Annotated in this window: 17 protein-coding genes; 11 read left to right on the top strand and 6 right to left on the bottom strand. The window is 62.0% G+C overall.

Annotated features, from left to right (window positions below):
- Nucleotides 1-17 precede the first annotated feature (17 nt).
- Nucleotides 18-386 carry a hypothetical protein gene (locus AC0L14_RS07810; RefSeq protein WP_473526752.1) on the bottom strand — a complete coding sequence of 123 codons (369 nt, stop codon included), beginning with the start codon at nt 384-386 and terminating at the stop codon, nt 18-20.
- Between the two features lie 354 nt (nt 387-740).
- Between AC0L14_RS07810 and AC0L14_RS07805 the strand changes: the two genes are divergently transcribed.
- From AC0L14_RS07805 to AC0L14_RS07790, 4 genes are all read left to right on the top strand, one after another.
- Nucleotides 741-1,055 (top strand): hypothetical protein, encoded by a 315-nt coding sequence (locus AC0L14_RS07805; protein WP_258117008.1) that lies wholly within the window; start codon nt 741-743, stop codon nt 1,053-1,055.
- A 122-nt stretch (nt 1,056-1,177) separates the two neighbouring features.
- Nucleotides 1,178-1,579 (top strand): FixH family protein, encoded by a 402-nt coding sequence (locus tag AC0L14_RS07800; RefSeq protein ID WP_473749108.1) that lies wholly within the window; start codon nt 1,178-1,180, stop codon nt 1,577-1,579.
- Nucleotides 1,576-3,024 carry an efflux RND transporter periplasmic adaptor subunit gene (locus tag AC0L14_RS07795; protein WP_473488341.1) on the top strand — a complete coding sequence of 483 codons (1,449 nt, stop codon included), beginning with the start codon at nt 1,576-1,578 and terminating at the stop codon, nt 3,022-3,024. The genes AC0L14_RS07800 and AC0L14_RS07795 overlap by 4 nt, the downstream gene beginning before the upstream one ends.
- A complete protein-coding gene (locus AC0L14_RS07790; protein ID WP_473749106.1) occupies nt 3,021-6,188 on the top strand; it encodes an efflux RND transporter permease subunit in 3,168 nt (1,055 codons plus the stop codon). The genes AC0L14_RS07795 and AC0L14_RS07790 overlap by 4 nt, the downstream gene beginning before the upstream one ends.
- Nucleotides 6,189-6,366: 178 nt before the next feature.
- On the opposite strand, the gene AC0L14_RS07785 is transcribed toward AC0L14_RS07790, so the two are convergent.
- Together AC0L14_RS07785 and AC0L14_RS07780 are read right to left on the bottom strand one after the other, a co-directional pair.
- Nucleotides 6,367-6,699, bottom strand: a complete 333-nt coding sequence (locus AC0L14_RS07785) for a four-helix bundle copper-binding protein (protein WP_473749105.1) — start codon at nt 6,697-6,699, stop codon at nt 6,367-6,369.
- 67 nt (nt 6,700-6,766) lie between these two features.
- Nucleotides 6,767-7,183 (bottom strand): DUF305 domain-containing protein, encoded by a 417-nt coding sequence (locus tag AC0L14_RS07780; protein WP_473749104.1) that lies wholly within the window; start codon nt 7,181-7,183, stop codon nt 6,767-6,769.
- A 39-nt stretch (nt 7,184-7,222) separates the two neighbouring features.
- On the opposite strand from AC0L14_RS07780, the gene AC0L14_RS07775 reads away from it, so the two are divergent.
- The 5 genes from AC0L14_RS07775 to AC0L14_RS07755 all read left to right on the top strand — a co-directional run bounded on the left by AC0L14_RS07775 (nt 7,223) and on the right by AC0L14_RS07755 (nt 11,355).
- Nucleotides 7,223-7,654: a hypothetical protein gene (locus tag AC0L14_RS07775; protein ID WP_473749103.1), complete on the top strand. Its 432-nt coding sequence runs from the start codon at nt 7,223-7,225 to the stop codon at nt 7,652-7,654.
- A gap of 207 nt (nt 7,655-7,861) precedes the next feature.
- Nucleotides 7,862-8,155 (top strand): hypothetical protein, encoded by a 294-nt coding sequence (locus AC0L14_RS07770; protein WP_473526747.1) that lies wholly within the window; start codon nt 7,862-7,864, stop codon nt 8,153-8,155.
- Nucleotides 8,152-8,688, top strand: coding sequence for a FecR domain-containing protein (locus AC0L14_RS07765; protein WP_473526746.1), 537 nt, complete (start codon nt 8,152-8,154; stop codon nt 8,686-8,688). Before AC0L14_RS07770 ends, AC0L14_RS07765 begins: the two co-directional genes overlap by 4 nt.
- A 5-nt stretch (nt 8,689-8,693) precedes the next feature.
- On the top strand, nt 8,694-10,559 hold the full coding sequence (locus tag AC0L14_RS07760; protein WP_473526745.1) for a CHASE2 domain-containing protein: 1,866 nt from the start codon (nt 8,694-8,696) through the stop codon (nt 10,557-10,559).
- Between the two features lie 529 nt (nt 10,560-11,088).
- Nucleotides 11,089-11,355, top strand: coding sequence for a BrnA antitoxin family protein (locus tag AC0L14_RS07755; RefSeq protein WP_473488380.1), 267 nt, complete (start codon nt 11,089-11,091; stop codon nt 11,353-11,355).
- A 182-nt stretch (nt 11,356-11,537) separates the two neighbouring features.
- Here the strand turns inward: AC0L14_RS07755 and AC0L14_RS07750 are convergent, their stop codons facing one another.
- A complete protein-coding gene (locus AC0L14_RS07750) occupies nt 11,538-13,019 on the bottom strand; it encodes an ATP-binding protein (protein ID WP_473526744.1) in 1,482 nt (493 codons plus the stop codon).
- Entirely contained in the window at nt 13,016-13,735 is a 720-nt protein-coding gene (locus AC0L14_RS07745; RefSeq protein WP_473526743.1) for a response regulator, read from the bottom strand. Before AC0L14_RS07745 ends, AC0L14_RS07750 begins: the two co-directional genes overlap by 4 nt.
- A gap of 320 nt (nt 13,736-14,055) precedes the next feature.
- On the opposite strand from AC0L14_RS07745, the gene AC0L14_RS07740 reads away from it, so the two are divergent.
- Together AC0L14_RS07740 and AC0L14_RS07735 are read left to right on the top strand one after the other, a co-directional pair.
- Nucleotides 14,056-14,526 (top strand): (2Fe-2S)-binding protein, encoded by a 471-nt coding sequence (locus AC0L14_RS07740; protein WP_473526742.1) that lies wholly within the window; start codon nt 14,056-14,058, stop codon nt 14,524-14,526.
- Between the two features lie 11 nt (nt 14,527-14,537).
- Entirely contained in the window at nt 14,538-16,712 is a 2,175-nt protein-coding gene (locus AC0L14_RS07735) for a xanthine dehydrogenase family protein molybdopterin-binding subunit (RefSeq protein ID WP_473749101.1), read from the top strand.
- A 283-nt stretch (nt 16,713-16,995) separates the two neighbouring features.
- On the opposite strand, the gene AC0L14_RS07730 is transcribed toward AC0L14_RS07735, so the two are convergent.
- Nucleotides 16,996-17,598, bottom strand: a complete 603-nt coding sequence (locus tag AC0L14_RS07730) for a cupin domain-containing protein (RefSeq protein ID WP_473488332.1) — start codon at nt 17,596-17,598, stop codon at nt 16,996-16,998.
- Nucleotides 17,599-17,718 lie beyond the last annotated feature (120 nt).

Here is a 17,718-nt window from a genome sequence, read left to right as displayed (position 1 = left end):
ACCTCACGTCACGGATATCATGACGAGGGGGCCGCGCAGAATGTTATCCAGAGATTCTCTTTCCAATCGTCAGGTGCGGAACGGCTTAGAGGCATCTCTATAGGATATCTTCGCGCGCCCACGCTCACATACGCCGGATAATTGCAGCGAACGCGTGCACGATGCTTGCCGGTATCTTCGTACCTGATGGCGCCGTTCGCGTCTGTTTCGACTAAGCCAATAGCGACGTCGAAGTCATAGTCCCCATCTCGCGAGACGCTATTGTTCAGGATGCTAAGCTGGACCGAGGTGGCATCTGGAAAATTGGCAGTGTAAAAGATCAGTTGCTCCGCCGCCATCGAGGGCGTAGCCACCAACACGCCGGCAAAAAATGGAATGGCGCGCATCTCCTCCTCCCGAGGATCCAAAACCAGACTATCATCTCTCGCGTCGATATTCGAATCGAATCTCCGTTTCGGAGTGGGCGGAGGCATCCAGAAAGGCCGGATATTCCTCGACGTGCGCAGCGCTTGAGGCGGTCGTATGAAGTCTTTGCCGCGGCGATTAGGCATCGTGAAGAACGAAATCGCTTCTTCTTTGCATCGGCTCGAAGTGATCAAAGCATGAGTGGAAGCGTTGGCGGCGATGGCTTTTGCGCGATTTCACAAGAAGGTCATAAACACCCGAGACACTATCGCGCGGTGGCTGCCTATGCCAAAGTGTAAACGATGACGAATTCGTTCGGTTTCGGAAGGGTGCTCTTGTTGCTGGCCGTGTTTGGGCTGGCCTTTGCACCTTTGGGAGCTTCGTCTTCGAGCGCTGCTGTTGCCGGGTCGACTTTATCCATCATGCAGGGCGACATGCCCTGCTGCCCGGACGGCAAGCCAATGGTGCCGGACTGCGGCAAGGATTGCCCGCTCGCGGTCCTGTGCGTGTCGGGCCTCGGCAGCGTTCCGGTTCCCGAAACGCCGACGTTCCTCGTCCAAGCCCCGAGCGGAGAGGAGTTCCTCGACGGCAGGGAAGCGGTCCTTTCGTCGCTTATCGGGAAACCCCCGCCCAGACCACCCAAAGCCTGACTGTCACACGCGCTTCCAGCGCCGGAATCCGTGCGGCCGAATGCTGCGCGGGCGGAGTCGCATGGTGTCTGCCATGCCAATGCCGTGCGCAACAGCTCAATGACATTCGGAATCTTGAAAACATGAAATCGAATTTTTCCCCACGCACTGCGACGCTTGCGTTCGCATCCGTCATCGCGGCTTCCCAAGCGGCCAAGGCCGCGCCCGAGGACTACGAATTCCAACTCGTCGAGAACGAGATCAAGGAAGGGAACGGTGCAGTCGTCGCCGTCAGGCTCCTCGACAAGAGGACAGGCGCTCCGGTGAACAACGCTGTCGTATTCGCCACCAGAATGGACATGGCTCCGGATGGAATGGAGGCGATGGCGGCGCCCGTCGAGGTGCTGCCATCCGAGGAGTCCGGCATTTATCGCTTCAAGACCAACCTCATCATGGCGGGAGGCTGGCGCTTCTCGATCGCTGCGAAGGTCCAGGGCGAGAGCGAAACGGTCGAGCGCCGCCTGGAATTCAAGGCCGTCCAATGAATAAGCTCGGCTCATTCCTGACCCTCGCCGTATTGGCGGCCGGGGCGGGCGCCGGCGGATACTCGGCCGGACAACAAGATCTGTCCGTCTCGGACGTCGTGCAAATGATTGAGACGACCATCGGGCGCCCGCTCGACGCGGGACCGAAGCCGGCGACTGCCGATCCGACTCCCTCTGGTCCCGTCATCTACTACCGCCATCCCGACGGAGATCCCGCCTATTCGTCGACGCCAAACCGCACCGAAGATGGCCGGGATTTCGTCGCGGTCCTGGCGAGCGAAGACGTTAGCTTCGAGGTTCGACCCAAGATGAAAGCAGGCGGCGAAGCGGTGGCGCCGAGCGAGCGGAAGATCCTTTACTACCGAAATCCTATGGGACTGCCAGACACCTCGCAGACACCCAAGAAAGACTCCATGGGGATGGACTACATCCCTGTCTTCGACGGCGAGGCGGATGACGGGTCGACCGTCAAGGTGTCGGCAGGGAAGCTGCAACGCACAGGCGTGAAGACAGCGCTTGCCACCAAAGGCGCGATTGTGCGCCCGGTCCGTGTTCCCGGCACAGTCACGCTGGACGAACGCCGCGTCAGCGTCGTGTCGATCCGCACCGAGGCGTTCCTCGAGGAGGTGGCGGCCATCACCACAGGAGATGTAGTCGAGCAGGGTCAGCCGCTCGTGCGCTTTTATGCCAAAGAAATCGCCGCAGCCGGGGCGCTCTACGCTGCTGACCTGAAAAGCGGTGGCGGACGCAAAGCCGCCACCGGAAGTTTCCAACGCCTCGAAAATCTCGCCGTCCCGGTCGAGGCGATCGAGGAAATCGAGAAGACGAAGAAAGTGCCGATATCGGTCACGCTGACGGCCCCCCGAAGCGGCGTCGTCCTCGAACGGATGGCCGTCGACGGGATGATGGCCAACGCAGGAGAAACGCTGTTCCGGATCGCCGATGTCTCCGTCGTTTGGGTAGTGGCGGACGTGCCGGAATACGAGTTGAGCTCGGTTCGGGTCGGGGACAAGGCAGCTGTGCGCATTCGCAGCCTGCCGGGCAAGGCGTTCGAGGGCACGGTTAGCCTGATCTATCCCGAAATCCAGGGCCAGACGCGCACCGCGCGGCTGCGCATCGAGCTGCCCAATCCCGATCGGCTGCTAATGGCGAACATGTATGCCGAGGTCGAGGTCGCCACCGGCGCGACCGAGCCGGTCGTGACGGTCCCTGACGGTGCCGTCATCGACACGGGCGCGCGCCAGATCGTGATCGTCGACAAGGGTGAAGGCCGCTTTGAGCCGCGCGACGTGAAGATCGGCCTGCGCGGCGAACGCATGACCGAAATCATGGAGGGCATCGTCGAGGGCGAACGCATCGTCGTCTCGGCGAACTTCCTGATCGATGCCGAAAGCAATTTGAAAGCAGCCCTCAGCGCTCTGACGCCTGCGGAGGCGCAGCCGTGATCGCGAATCTCATCGCCTGGTCGGCGCGCAATCTTGTTCTTGTCTTCTTTGCCACGGCGCTCGCAGCTGCCGCAGGGATTTATGCGGTCCGGACCTTGCCGCTCGACGCCATACCGGATCTCTCCGACGTCCAGGTAATCATCTTCACCGATCATCCGGGCCAAGCCCCGCAGGTGGTCGAAGATCAAGTCACCTATCCGCTGACAACCTCAATGCTCACCGTTCCAAGATCCAAGGTGGTCAGGGGCTTCTCCTTCTTCGGTGTGTCCTTCGTCTACGTGATCTTCGAAGACGGCACCGATCCCTATTGGGCGCGGAGCCGAGTGCTCGAATATCTGAACGCGGCCGCCAGCCGTCTGCCCGATGGCGTCTCCCCGGCGCTCGGACCGGACGCGACGGGCGTCGGCTGGGTTTACCAATACGCCGTCGTTGCCAAGGAATTGTCGCTCGCGGAACTCCGCTCCCTACAGGACTGGGTCGTGCGCTTCGCAGTCTCGAAGGCGGAAGGCGTGTCCGAGGTCGCGAGCGTCGGCGGCTTCGTCAAGCAATACTCGATCGTGGTCGATCCGGCGCGAATGCGGGCCCAGGGTGTGACGCTTTCGGAGATCGGCGAAGCGGTCCGCACCAGCAATATGGACACGGGCGGCCGCACGGTCGAGATCTCCGAGTTCGAGTTCATGGTGCGTGGACGTGGCTACCTGAAGAGTGTGTCCGACCTCGAAAGCATCGTGTTGAAGTCAGTCAGCGGCGTGCCGCTCAGGCTCGGCGACGTCGCCAAGGTCGAGATCGTGCCTGACGAGCGCCGTGGCATCGCCGAACAGAACGGCGAGGGCGAGGTCGCGAGCGGCATCGTGCTGCAGCGGGTGGGCGCGAACGCGCTGACGGTCATCGAAAACGCGAAGGAGAGTCTCGCCGAGATCGAAAGGAGCCTGCCCGAGGGCACCGAGATTGTTCCCGTCTACGATCGTTCAAAGCTCATCGAGGCTGCGATCGAGACTCTGAAGTCGACGCTGGTGGAGGAGAGCATCGTGGTCGCCCTCGTCACCATCGTGTTCCTGCTTCACGTGAGGAGCGCACTGGTCGCCATCATCATGCTGCCCGTCGGCATCCTGATGGCTTTTGCCGCTATGAAGCTGCTTGGCCTCGGCTCCAACATCATGAGTCTGGGCGGCATCGCGATCGCCATTGGTGCGATGATCGATGCAGCGATCGTCATGATCGAGAACGCCCACAAGCACCTGGAACGGGCGCCTCCGGGCAAACCCCGCATCGAGGTTTTGATCAAGGCTGCAGCTGAGGTCGGGCCAGCGCTGTTCTTCAGCCTGCTCATCATCACCGTCTCGTTCCTGCCGATCTTCACGCTGGAAAGCCAGGAAGGCCGCCTGTTCGGTCCGCTCGCCTTCACCAAGACCTTCGCCATGGCGGCGGCGGCGCTGCTCTCGGTGACGCTAGTGCCCGCCCTGATGGTGATGCTCGTGCGCGGCCGCATCGTGCCAGAGCACAGAAATCCGCTCAACAGGCTGCTTATCGGGCTCTACCGGCCGATCATCGCCGGCGTACTGAGGGCAAAGACGTTCACGATCCTGCTCGCGATTGCCGCCCTTGCTGTGACCGTCTGGCCGGCGCGCCAGCTCGGCAGCGAGTTCATGCCGAGTCTCGACGAAGGAACGTTAATGTACATGCCGACGACACTGCCGGGCCTGTCCGTCACGAAAGCCGCCGAACTGATGCAGATGCAGGATCGGATCATCAAGTCATTCCCTGAGGTAGAGTCTGTCTTCGGCAAGGCGGGCCGGGCACAGACCGCGACCGACCCCGCGCCGACCGAGATGTTCGAAACGATAATCAACCTGAAACCGAAATCAGAATGGCGGCCCGGAGTCACATCGGAAGGTCTGAAAACCGAGATGGACGCCGCGCTGCAGTTTCCAGGTGTTTCAAATGCCTGGACCATGCCGATCCGCGCCCGCATCGACATGCTGTCGACGGGCATACGCACGCCCGTTGGGGTCAAGGTCTACGGCACCGAACTCGCTCAAATGGAAAATGTCGCGCGCCAGATCGAGGCGGTACTGAGGGCCGTGCCCGGCACGTCCAGCGCCTACGCCGAGCGGGTGATCGGAGGTTACTATCTCGATATCGTTCCCGACCGGACCGCCCTCGGCCGCTATGGGCTGTCGGTCGGCGACGTGCAGGATGTGATCTCCATGGCGCTCGGCGCAAAGGTCATCACGTCCACGGTCGAGGGCCGCGAACGCTATGGTGTCGCTATCCGCTATCCGCGCGCGCTGAGAAGCGATCCCGGCGCAATCGCCCGCGACGTGCAGATCGCGCTGCCTGGCGGCGGCTTCGTGCCCCTCGGGGAAGTCGCCAAGGTCGAACTCACGCGCGGCGCGACCTCGATCCGCACCGAGAACGGACAACTTGCAGTCTACATCTTCGTCGACATCGCCGGCCGTGATCTCGGCGGCTATGTCGGCGAGGCGCAACAGGCCGTCGCCGCAGAAGTAAAACTGCCGCCAGGTTATTTGGTCGCCTGGAGCGGGCAGTTCGAATATCTCGAACGTGCCCATGCACGGCTGAAGATCGTCGTGCCACTAACGCTCGCGCTGATCTTCCTGCTGCTCTACCTCAACTTCCGGGCGCTGACCGAGACGCTGATCGTCATGCTGTCGCTGCCATTCGCAATCGTCGGCGGCATTTGGATGATGTGGTGGCTGGGCTTCAACATGTCGGTCGCGGTCGCGGTGGGCTTCATAGCGCTGGCCGGCGTGGCCGCCGAAACCGGGGTCATCATGCTGATCTATCTGGACAACGCATGGAGCGAGGCGAAGGCCAGATGTGTGGCCGGGAAGCGGAGTTTGACCAAGATGGACCTGAACGAGGCGATCATGTTCGGCGCCGTCGAGCGCGTGCGGCCGAAAATGATGACCGTCGTCGCCATCATGGCGGGCCTCCTGCCAATCCTGTGGAGCACGGGAACCGGATCGGAAGTCATGCAACGGATAGCCGTCCCCATGATCGGCGGCATGATTTCTTCGACGATCCTGACGCTCGTCGTGATTCCCGCCGTCTACGGCATCGTCAAGGGCTGGCGGTTGCCGATCCGGAGTGCGGTCGAGGAGCCAAGAGCAGACTTTCGGGTGAAATTGGCCGCGGAATAAGGGCGAAAAATGATGGATCGGATGATGTCGGGCGGAATGTAGGGAATGGGCCTGGCAGGCTTCATCCTCCTCGTCCTTGTCGCGCTGGCAATCGCCGCCTTGGTCAAGTTCGTGTTCTTCAGATGACATTCGCAGTAGCGAGGGCGCGCGGTCTGAACCGGGCGCCCTCTGATGAGATCTACGCCGCCATTTTCCGGCGGCTCTCTGCACAGCGACGGCAGGCCTCTACGCATTCCTGCATGTCACCGAGACGCTCGCAGTCATCCGCGCATTCGTTGCAGATCTCCGCGCATTCGCCGCAGGTATGCTTGTGGTGCTCGGAACCGATGAGCATGAAATGCGCCGATGTCCGGCAGATCTCGGCGCACGCCATCATCAACGTGAAGTGTTGTTTTTCGGTGTGTTGACCGCCCAGTTCCAGGCAGTGGCCCATCGCGGTCGAAAGGCACACGGAATAGCAGCGCAGGCATTCGTCGATGCAGCTTTTCATTTCGGGGCTAAGGTGATGCATGGGGGTGTCCTTTCTTCGATCCTAGGAGCGCGCTACGGCGCCTCCTAACGATCACTTCGCGTTCGTCTCAAGCCACTGCTTGAACTCGCCGATTTCCTTGGTCTGGGCGGCGATGATCGTCTGAGCCATCTTCTTGGCATTCGTCGTTGTCGCCGTATTTCAGCTCGACTTCGGCCATGTCGATCGCGCCCTGGTGATGCGCAATCATCCCGCAAGCGAAGGCGACATCAGGGTCTTTGGCCATCATGCCTTGCATCATGGCAGGATGCATCTTCATCATTGCCGCCATGTTGGCCTTGTGCGCTTCATCCATGCCCGACATGTCCATGTTGGCCATTCCCGGCATGGTGTGCCCGGCTGATGCGCCTTGATCTCTACACGCGATCGTTTGAGGTAAACCCGAACCCCTTCTCCACACATCAATCGAGCCAAGCTTTACAGGTGGCAGCTCCGTTTCGACAAGGCGATCGACGACCTTGAGCAAGCCTCTTATCTGGACAAGAGCCAAGGCGACGAGTTCTCCGTGACCATCGCAAATGAACTCAAGCTCTGCAGAAACATCGCCCGGCGCAGGTTCGACGGAACCAGAGAGAAGATGATTGCCGATCTGCGACGTCGCGGAGAAGACGCCTACGACGAGGTGGCGGAACGCTTGATCGACGTTATCTTCAAAGGGAACAAGCCCTTCGAGATGTTCCATGTCATGAACGAACTCGACTCGATCAAGAAGTTCGAGAGGATTGAAGACTTTCCGGAAGCCGAGCTTTTCGCCTCCATGATACCTCAGTCGAACATCGACCAAGCAATGCAGCACGAAGAGGCGATGCACGGATTCAGTGAAACCGACCTGTTTTTCAAGTCGATGATCTGTGTCTATGACTATCCGGACATGACGAAGCTGCGTTGCCGAATCCTCTACAACATCTGCTATGATGAGCCGCCTCAAACCAAGTGAGGTGATCTTTCACCCGTATCGACCTCTTTCAAGAGTCCGTCCCGTTACTCGCGACTGGCGGGCGATGCGGCGGATGAGGAAGGAGCATCATCAGGTAATATGCCGATATGGAATGTCCGCTTCGAGGCACGCACTACTGACCTACTGCCGTCTTGTACGGGTCGTCTCCGGCCAGTGGCTGAAGGTCAGCTAATAGGCGCGCTGCGAATGACCGGTAGTGGCGCGACCTGCTCGTTCTGGCAGATGAGCCGAACAGCAGCGTCGCCGCGTGACGTTCGCGACATTCGCATCGCGGCCGCTTCAAACGGCTTGATGTCGCCTTATTTGGTGTTGGAGCAAGCTATCGTGTTAAGATCGCTGGTCGGCACCGTGCTATCTTTAGGGGCAACGCGGCTGCAAATGCCGGTTCGTACGCATGAGTATACTGCCAAGCTGACCGCAGAAGACAATGCAAAGATTTTCTTGCCGCAGATTTTCGCAAAAGCAAGGAGACGTTCATGAGCGCAAGTGGCCGATATCTCCGGAGCCTGATTGCATGCATGCTTGCCTGTGTCTTCTGGGTGGATACCGCTTCAGCGCAGTCGAATAACGCCGGCTGTACGTTCCGACTGGTAGCAGGTACGTCCCGACAAATTCTGAGATGCCGGGAAGGCCTTACCATCATTGCGGAAGATGGCGCTCGTTTTGCACTGGTGGACCGTGATCGAAATGGTAGTGCCGATGCGGTCACATTACGGCGCAAGGCGCTGTTGCTCGATGCTCCAGCCGGCAGGGTCCGGGGTGGCTTCGCTGTCGTCACCCCGCAGGCGATCGCCGCGGTGCGAGGCACAAAATGGGCAGTCGACGTTGCCCGTGGCAAGACGTCTGTTTTCGTCGTCAAAGGTCGCGTCGCCGTGCAAAGGCCGGCGTCCAATGCTGGCGTAGTCCTCGGGCCGGGCGAAGGCGTCGATGTGGAAGCCGGAACAGGCACACTGACGGTCAAGCGCTGGCCCACCGCACGTGTTTCGGCTTTGATGGCCCGTTTCGGTCAGTAAGCTAAATGAGCGGGCGAGCGCTTCAGACGCTGATTGCGCTCGTTCTGGCGGGTCTTTGGGGGGCCGGCCTTGGCTTTGCGCACTGGCGCGGCAACATGTGGTCCCTCGATCGCGTCGAAGCAACGATGACGGATCTTCGAACGCTTGTTCGGGGAACGGCAAAGCCGCCGGAGCTGATTACCATTGTCGCAATAGACGACGAAACAGTCCGAAACGACGGCCGCTATCCCCTCAGCCGCGCCACGCTTGCCCGGATTGTCGATACGATAGCTCACTTTGGGCCGAAAGCCATTGCGGTCGACCTGCTGCTGGTCGATCCCGGGAAAAAAGATGATGATGAGGCGCTCGCGCGTTCGCTTCGTGGGACTTCAAGCGTAATCGCTGCTGCAGCGGTCTACTCGGGAGGTAAACAATCGATTGCAGTCGAGGGCGATGGCCCTCTCGCCCGAGTGCCGAATGCCAAGCGGTTTCTGTGGCCCCTGGAAGCGTTCTCGGATATCGCCGCTGTCGGCGTCGTGAACGTGGTTACCGACTGGACGGGAACGCCTCGGTTCGTCCCGTTGCTGTTTCGGGCCGGAGATCGGACGGAAGCGTCTTTCTCCCTGCGCGTTGCCGCCATGGCGGTGGGAGAGGATCCGGGAATTGCGCCCGACTATCTATCTCTGGGTGGACAGCGGATTCGGACGGACATTGGTCACATACTTCCTCTGACATTCTATGGCCCCCGCGGCACGATCCGCACGATCAGCGCCACGACGGTTCTGGGGGGCCAAGTCGATGGCGGCATTATTCGGGATCGAATTGTTGTGATCGGTGCCACTGCAACCGGCACCGGCGATGTTTTCCCGACACCGTTTGATCCCGTGCTCCCAGGCGTCGAGGTCATGTCGACGGCCATTGCCCATCTGATGACCGGCGACGGCATAGTGCGAGATCAGTACGTTCGCCTTGCAGATGCCGGCTTTGCAGTGGTGCTGCCAGTGGTTCTTGTGGGGCTGTTGGCATGGCGTCGCAACGCCATCGGCCTTGCGGCGATCGTCGGCGTGGTTGTGATCTGGTTCGTGCTCAATATGACCGCATTCTCACACCATATCTGGCTGAGCGCGGCGTTGCCGATGGCCGCCGCCATTCCGCCAGCTATTTTGTTCGGGGCCGCGCAGCTTTGGTTGGGCAGGAACCAGGCCCAGTATTTCGCCACGCAGAGCGAATTGCTTCAACGAGTTCAGGCCCCGGGCCTTGCGGGGTGGCTCGCGAAGCATGGCGACTTTCTCCTGGAACCTGTCCGGAGGGACGCCGCCATCATATTCATTGACCTGTCCGGTTTCACCGGACTGAGCGAAACATTGGGGCCGAACGCCACACGCGAACTTTTGAACACGTTCCATGCGTTGGTGGACGAAGAGGTGACAAGCTGTGGTGGCGTTGTCACGAATTTCATGGGTGACGGAGCCATGATCTTGTTCGGTCTACCGGAAGCAGCGACAGATGATGCCTTCAATGCTGCCCGCTGCTGCGCAGCGCTCTCCAGCCGTACCAACAACTGGCTCGTCTCGTTGCCCGCATCAACTGCATCGAGGCTCGGCTTCAAGATCGGAGCGCATTACGGAACAATCGTTGCGTCGAGACTCGGTGGCAAAGGCCGTCAGCACATCGCGACTACTGGTGATACGGTTAACGTCGCCAGTCGCTTGATGGAGATCGCGGCCGAGCAAAATGCCGAAGTCGCAGTGAGCGACAAAATGGTGCAAGTCGCCGGCCGCGACTGCGAGTTGTTCAAATCTGGTGCTCTAAGAGGACCTGTGCAAGCACAGGTCCGCGGGCGTTCAGGCTCGCTCGCAATCTGGCTGTGGCAGAGTTCGCAGACGCTGTAGGATACTAGGCCCCGTGAACAACGATGGTACCGGAATGTCTGAATGGCGCCCATTTGGCCGCGACACTTCAAATCCTGCCTGAGGCCTCGGCCAACCCGAACGGGAGATTTTGAAAAATCCGCATTGATGGAAGGCGGCTTCGGGTCATCAGCGCTGTGCCGCGAATGTCGGCTATCGGGCAGCAAAATGGGCTGGCGAAGGTCGCCTTTGGGTTAGAACTTCCGGTTCAGGCTGTGCGGCGGAAAGACAGAGAGAGGTCGAACCTTGCCGATCAGGTATCGGCGAAACGCTACCGTGAATCTGTGTCCCAATAATGGACAGGGGCCCAGTTGCACCGTCGCCATCGAGGGCGTAGCCACCAACACGCCGGCAAATAATGCAAGGGCGCGCATTTCCTGCTCCCGGGGAGGCGAGACCATTGCCTCTCGCGTCGACATTCGATTCACTGTTCCAGGCAGTGGGCCGAGGCATTCAGATGCGTATTGCGTTGCATGTCTCTTCCTTTCGTTATCTCGAGTCGGGACCATCAATGGCAAATCCTCCGCGCCGACCGACAAATCCAATGGCTGCCGCCGAAGCCGCCTTCAAGCCTGCCAAGAAGCCGGCCGCACCGGTTCGCGAAACCGCAGCTGCTCCAAATGTCAGAGAGCTTGTTTCAATCAGGATTGATCGAGCTGTCCTGGATTACTTCCAGGGCGACGGACCGGGCTGGCAGGACCCTATTAACGACGCTTTGCGAGCCATCGTCGAGAAGCGGATCGCCGCCGAGGACGACCGTTCAGACGCCATCACCTAAAGCGCGTCGCGTTTGACCGGCCTCATGCGACGCGCTTTAGGTTGTTGTTTTATGCATGTCGTAAATCGCAAAACCGCTGCACACCCTCGGGTCAGGCCCGGGTCAGGCCCGGGGGCATGCTTTTGCGCGACATGCATTAACGCAAATGCGAGCGCCTGGCGCGATCGCGAGATGGGTTTCGGTCAAGCCGGCAAGGATCGCAGTCCGGTCAGAGGGCTCGTCTCAGGCACAGGCGCCGGGGCAAGCTGCTTGGCCATGTCGATAAGCGGCAGCCTGATGATCGCGCGAAGGCCGTTGCTCCGGTTTTCCAGCACGATGTCGCCGCCGTGGTGGCGGGCGATGGCGCGGGCAATTGACAGGCCGAGCCCGACGCCGCCGGTCTCCCGGTTGCGCGACTGCTCCAGGCGAAAGAAGGGCGCGAACACCTGTTCCATTTCGCCTGGCGGAATGCCGGGCCCGGCGTCCTCGACCACAATGTCCAGGCTGTCGGCACTCCTGACCAGGCTCACCTTGGCCTGCTCGCCATAGCGGACGGCATTTTCGACGAGGTTGCGGATCGCCCGGCGTAGCGAGTCCGGCCGGCAGCGGTACAGCACCTTGGGCCCGTCGCTGACAGTGACGTTTTGGCCCAGCTCCTCGAGGTCGTCGCAGAGGCTGCCGACCAGCGCCGAAAGGTCGACGGTTCGCGTCTCCTCCACCGCGGCGTCCTCGCGCGCAAAAGCGAGCGCTGCTTCCGTCATCGTCTGGATTTCCTCGATGGTCTTCAGCATCTTTTCCTGGAGATCGTGATCCTGGACGAACTCGGCGCGCAGCCGCAGCGAAGTCAGCGGCGTGCGCAGGTCGTGGCTGATCGCCGCCAGCATACGCGTGCGGTCCTCGACGAAGCGCTGCAGGCGCTCCTGCATGCGGTTGAACGCCTCGGCGGTCTGGCGGATGTCGTCCGGCCCGGATTCCGGCAGCCGCGGCACGGCCTCGCCGCGGCCGAACAGTTCAGCGGCATTGGCGAGCCGTCGCAGCGGACGCGCGATTGCCTGCGCCCCGAAAATCGCTATGGCGGACAGGATGAGCGCGGTGAGCGACAGCGATATCGCCGATTGCGTTGTCCAGAAGGCACTCGGAATCACCTTGGCGTAGGCCGCGTTCAGCCAGGTGCTGTCGTCGAGGCGGACGGAAAGCCCCATGCCGTTTGGGGCGCCGTCCATATAAAGGAACTTGGCAGGTCGGGTGAACGGGCTGCCACTGCCGGACAGGTCCAGCATGCGCGGCGGCACCGAAGGGTCGGCGGCAGCGACTGCGTTCGAAGCCTGCCCGTTCATGTAGGCGGCATATTTGGCGGCAATCCCGGGCAGCGGCTTGGCGAGCTGCGTCAGCGCCTCCTGTTGCCAGGCGAGGGGATTGCTCGGCCCGTCGTGCGAGGTCCAGAAGCGCGTATAGGCCGTGCCGCTGACGTTGAGGATGTCGGGTCGAAGCGAGGGCGGCGTCGTGTCCAGCAAAATGGCAAGGGAGGACGTGCGGCTGACGAACTCGCCCTTGGCCGCCGCGTGCAGGGCTTGTCCGCGTTCGTCCCACGAGATCAGGAAGGTGATCGCCTGCGACAGGGCGAGCGCAAGCAGCACCAGCATGAGGAAGCGGGCCGCCAGGCTGCGTCTCCACAACAGCATCATGCCTGGGCCACCTCGGCGGTGAAGCAGTAGCCGCCGCCCCAGTGCGTCTTGATCAGCATCGGATTCTTCGGGTCCGCCTCGATCTTCTTGCGCAGCCGGCTCACCTGGTTGTCGACGGCCCGGTCGAAACCGTCGGCCGAGCGCCCGGCGGTGAGGTCGAGCAACTGATCCCGGCTGAGCACGATCCCGACATGCTCGATAAAGGCGGTGAGAAGGCGGAATTCGGCCGTGCTGAGCGCGACCGCCACGCCGTCGAGCCCGACCAGCTCGCGGCGGCCGACATTCAGGGTCCAGCGGTCGAAGCGCAGCGCGTTCGACTTGAGCCGACCGCGCTGCGGCGGCAGGCTGTGGACGCGCCTGAGCACAGCCTTGATCCGCGCCAGCAGTTCCCTCGGATTGAACGGTTTGGTCAGGTAGTCGTCGGCCCCGATCTCGAGGCCGACGATCCGGTCGACCTCCTCGGCCATGGCGGTAAGGAAGATGATCGGAACGTCGACCGTTCCGCGCACGTGCCGGCAGGCGGCAATGCCGTCCTCGCCAGGCATCATGACGTCGAGGACGATAAGATCGGGCAGGCTGCGGTCGAGCAGCCGCTTGAGCGCGGCCGTGCTGTCGGCGACGCTGACGCGATAACCTTGCTGGGTGAGGTATTTCCCGACCAGGTCGCGGATGTCCCTGTGGTCGTCGACGACCGCGATGTGCTGCGCCGCTTCCATACAATGCTCCAAAGCCGCCGCTGAATAGTCGGCCAGTATCGACGATATCTAGTTTGCGTCTACACGGATGATCACCTTCTGCGCCACGGCGGCAATCTCGCGCGGCATCAACAAAGCGTGAGAAGTGTAACGAAATGTATCAGAGCGCAGCGCCTGCGACAGCTTGCGATGAACTGCCGGTCGTCGGGACAAGGTTCTGCGACAGCTTCCGCCTAACTTGGCCTCGTCGCTAGCCCGGACTTCCAGTCTTTGCCGCCAGGCCATGCCGTGCGGCATCCGGACGGAGGTCCTCGCCAGCCTTTGATCGAAAGGATTGCACAATGGCCAGATTGATCATCAACGGCACGCCACGTGACATCGAGGTCGATCCGGATACGCCGCTGCTGTGGGTGATCCGCGAGCAGATCGGGCTTACCGGGACGAAATACGGTTGCGGCGTTGCCGCCTGCGGCGCCTGCACCGTCCATATAGACGGCGTCGCCACGCGCTCCTGCGTGCTGCCGGTGAGCGCGGTCGAGCCGGACCAGCAAATCACCACTATCGAGGGGCTTTCGCCGGACAGCTCGCATCCGGTCCAGCAGGCCTGGCTGGCGCTCGACGTGCCGCAATGCGGCTACTGCCAGGCCGGCATGATCATGGCTGCGGCGGGTCTGCTCATGCAGAACCCCAACCCCGTGGACGAGGACATCAACGCCGAGATCACCAACATCTGCCGCTGCGGCACCTACAACCGGGTGCGCGCCGCGATCAAGCTGGCCGCCAAAGCCGGCGAAGCCACGCAACGCGGTTGAGGAGAACAGTCATGAACGCCACAATTTCCCTCTCCCGCCGCAGCTTCATCATCGGCGTGGCCGCCACGGCCGGCGGCTTGTCCCTCGGATTCAACGTGCCGTTCATCAAGCCGGCACGCGCCGAGGGCAGCAAGGCGGCGCCGGAGATCAATGCCTGGGTGGTGATCAGGCCCGACGATACGGTGGTCATCCGCATCGCCCGCTCCGAGATGGGGCAGGGGACGCTGACCGGCCTGGCGCAACTCGTCGCCGAGGAGCTGAACTGCGACTGGTCCAAGGTCACGACCGAATATCCGTCGCCGGCCCAGAACCTGGCGCGCGACCGCGTGTGGGGTAATTTCTCGACCGGCGGCAGCCGCGGCATCCGCGAGTCACACGAGTATGTGCGCATTGGTGGCGCCGTTGCGCGCGAGATGCTGATCGCCGCCGCGGCCGCCGAATGGGGCGTGCCGGCCAGCGAATGCACGGCAAGGATGGGCATGGTCACGCATGCAGCATCAGATCGCGCCACCTTTTATGGCCAGTTGGCTGCCGCCGCCGCGCGAATGACGCCGCCCACCAATGTCACGCTCAAGGACCCGAAGGATTGGACCATAGCCGGCAAGCCGCTGCCGCGGCTCGACACGGCCGACAAGCTCAACGGCAGCCAGGTCTACGGCGCCGATCTCAAACTGCCGAACATGCTCAACGCGGCGATCCGGGCCTGCCCGTATTTCGGCGGCAAGGTGGAGAGCTTTGACGCGGCGGCGGTGGCGGGCATGCCGGGCGTGCGCACTGTCGTTCAGGTCGACGAGACCGCCGTTGCGATTGTCGCCGACACATGGTGGCGGGCGAAGACCGCTCTCGATGCCTTGCCGATCGTCTGGGACGAAGGTCCCAACAGGCAGGTCACCAGCGCCTCGATCGCGGCGATGCTCGAAGAGGGGCTCGGCGCAAATGACGCCTTCGTCGGCGCCAGGCAAGGTGACGCCGGTGCTGCCCTGTCCGCCACCGACCAGACGGTCACCGCGACCTATGCTTTCCCCTACCAGAACCACGCGACCATGGAGCCGATGAACGCGACGGCACTCTACACGCCGGAGCGCTGCGAGGTATGGGTGCCGACCCAGAATGGCGAGGCGAGCCTTGCTGCAGCGGCCGAGGCCGCCGGCCTGCCGGTGCAGCAATGCGAGGTGCACAAGATCCATCTCGGCGGCGGCTTCGGCCGGCGCGGCAACTTCCAGGACTATGTGCGCCAGGCGGTCAGCATTGCCAGGCAGGTGCCGGGAACGCCGGTAAAGCTGATGTGGTCGCGTGAAGAGGATATGCTGCACGGCGCCTATCACCCGACCACCCGATGCCGGCTGACGGGCGCGCTCGACGCGGACGGCAACCTGACCGCTCTGCACATGCGCATATCCGGCCAGTCGATCCTTGCTGCGGTGCGGCCGCAGGGCATGCAGAACGGCATGGACCCGGTGGTCTTCCAGGGGCTCGTCCTCGCCGGCACGGAAGGCACACTGGGCTATACGGTGGACAATCTCCTTGTCGATCATGCCATGCGCAACCCGCCGATCCCGCCAGGTTTTTGGCGCGGCGTCAACCTCAACCAGAACGCGCTCTACGTCGAGTGTTTCATGGACGAACTCGCCCATGCGGCCGGCGTCGACCCGCTTGCCTTCCGCCGCAGGCTGATGGCCAAACATCCGAAACATCTCGCCGTGCTGGAGGCGGTCGCCGAACGGATCGGCTGGGACAACCCGCCCGCGGCCGGCGTTCACCGCGGCCTGGCGCAGATCATGGGCTTCGGCAGTTATGTGGCGGCGGCAGCGGAGGTTTCGGTCACCGATGGGCAGCTCAGGATCCATCGCATCGTGGCGGCCACCGATCCGGGTCATGTCGTCAACCCCGCACAAGTCGAGCGGCAGGTCGAGGGCTCTTTCGTCTACGGCCTTTCCGCCTGCATCTACGGCGAATGCACCGTCAATGGCGGCCGCATGGAGCAGGAGAACTTCGACAGCTACGAGGTCGTGCGCATGGCCGACATGCCGGAGGTGGAGACGATCATAATGCCATCCGGCGGCTTCTGGGGCGGCGTCGGCGAGCCGACTATCGCGGTCGCTGCGCCGGCTGTCCTCAATGCGATCTTCGCCGCCACCGGAAAGCGCATTCGCACGCTGCCGCTGAAGAACCATGACCTCGCATGACATGGAGACGCTCGAAGAACAGGCGCGGCGGACGATCGTGCGTGCCCGTTCTGCTTACGGGGCTCGTGGCCAGCGCGTCGGCGTGGGCCGACGCGGCGCCTGGTGCGACGGCGTGCACCTGGCTGTCACGGGCCGGCGGCGCTCGGCAACAACCTGGCCGTAATCGCCGAGCACCAAGTGCCCGTCTTGATCGATGGGTTTTCCAAACAATGCGACCAGGAGCGCGAGACGCCCCAGCTCGTGCGTTCTGTGCTTGTGGGTCTTCGATCGATCTGCGCCTGCTTCAGGTCTTCTTCCAACTTTGCAGAAGCGGGCCTCTGCTCCCATAGACGGGATCCTTGCGTGGACGACTTACCTTCTTGGTCGTCGCGAGCGCGCGATCATGCTCCTGGGCAGTCGTGCATTCGTCATAGGTCCCAAATGGAGGGTAGGCGCCGACAACTAGAAAATCGTCGGATGCCGAAAGGCATTGGTGCCCGGTGCCGGCCGGAAGAACCGCGACGTCGCCGGCCTTCAGGGACAGGGTTCGGCCCTTTTTGCCTCCAAACCGGACTTTGGCCGTACCGGCCGCAACCCCGAGCACCTCATGTATTCGCGAATGGTAGTGAACGTAGTCGTAGATGCCATTCCGCCAGCTGTCCCCCCATCCATTGACCTCGAAAAGCTCCTCCAAGACGGCTGTGGGATCAAATTCTTCGGGCAGCCTCACGGCGCCGCGATAGGCGACAAGCGGCCAAAACGGATGATTGGGTACCAGGCCATCATCCTTGAACCAAAACTCATTTGCTTTTCGCCGCCTTACAAGATCGGTTACTTCTTGCCTGCCCGGTGCTGCGAAACCGGTAACCTGCTCGACGGCTTTCTTGGTACTCTGCAGAACGCTCATGATGTAGCCTTGCATTGCTGGTTGTCGGAAGACGAGCCTTCATGCCGATTCAACCGGCTGCATGCCGGTCGGTTCCGCTGCCTGTTGCAGGCCGTCCCTATCTCTGCCTTCGAGGCCACT

The sequence above is a fragment of the Mesorhizobium sp. WSM4841 genome (assembly GCF_055811515.1).
The sequence above is the reverse complement of the archived record's forward strand: the minus strand, read 5'-3'. Positions and strand labels throughout refer to the sequence as shown.

Bases quoted from the DNA above. Each gene is read 5' to 3' on its own strand.
- AC0L14_RS07800 (WP_473749108.1), top strand. From the start codon at position 1,178: ATGAAATCGAATTTTTCCCCACGCACTGCGACGCTTGCGTTCGCATCC.
- AC0L14_RS07810 (WP_473526752.1), bottom strand. From the start codon at position 386: ATGCGCGCCATTCCATTTTTTGCCGGCGTGTTGGTGGCTACGCCCTCG.
- AC0L14_RS07735 (WP_473749101.1), top strand. From the start codon at position 14,538: ATGAACGCCACAATTTCCCTCTCCCGCCGCAGCTTCATCATCGGCGTG.
- AC0L14_RS07760 (WP_473526745.1), top strand. From the start codon at position 8,694: ATGAGCGGGCGAGCGCTTCAGACGCTGATTGCGCTCGTTCTGGCGGGT.
- AC0L14_RS07750 (WP_473526744.1), bottom strand. From the start codon at position 13,019: ATGATGCTGTTGTGGAGACGCAGCCTGGCGGCCCGCTTCCTCATGCTG.
- AC0L14_RS07730 (WP_473488332.1), bottom strand. From the start codon at position 17,598: ATGAGCGTTCTGCAGAGTACCAAGAAAGCCGTCGAGCAGGTTACCGGT.
- AC0L14_RS07745 (WP_473526743.1), bottom strand. From the start codon at position 13,735: ATGGAAGCGGCGCAGCACATCGCGGTCGTCGACGACCACAGGGACATC.
- AC0L14_RS07740 (WP_473526742.1), top strand. From the start codon at position 14,056: ATGGCCAGATTGATCATCAACGGCACGCCACGTGACATCGAGGTCGAT.
- AC0L14_RS07770 (WP_473526747.1), top strand. From the start codon at position 7,862: ATGACCGGTAGTGGCGCGACCTGCTCGTTCTGGCAGATGAGCCGAACA.
- AC0L14_RS07785 (WP_473749105.1), bottom strand. From the start codon at position 6,699: ATGCATCACCTTAGCCCCGAAATGAAAAGCTGCATCGACGAATGCCTG.
- AC0L14_RS07765 (WP_473526746.1), top strand. From the start codon at position 8,152: ATGAGCGCAAGTGGCCGATATCTCCGGAGCCTGATTGCATGCATGCTT.
- AC0L14_RS07755 (WP_473488380.1), top strand. From the start codon at position 11,089: ATGGCAAATCCTCCGCGCCGACCGACAAATCCAATGGCTGCCGCCGAA.
- AC0L14_RS07795 (WP_473488341.1), top strand. From the start codon at position 1,576: ATGAATAAGCTCGGCTCATTCCTGACCCTCGCCGTATTGGCGGCCGGG.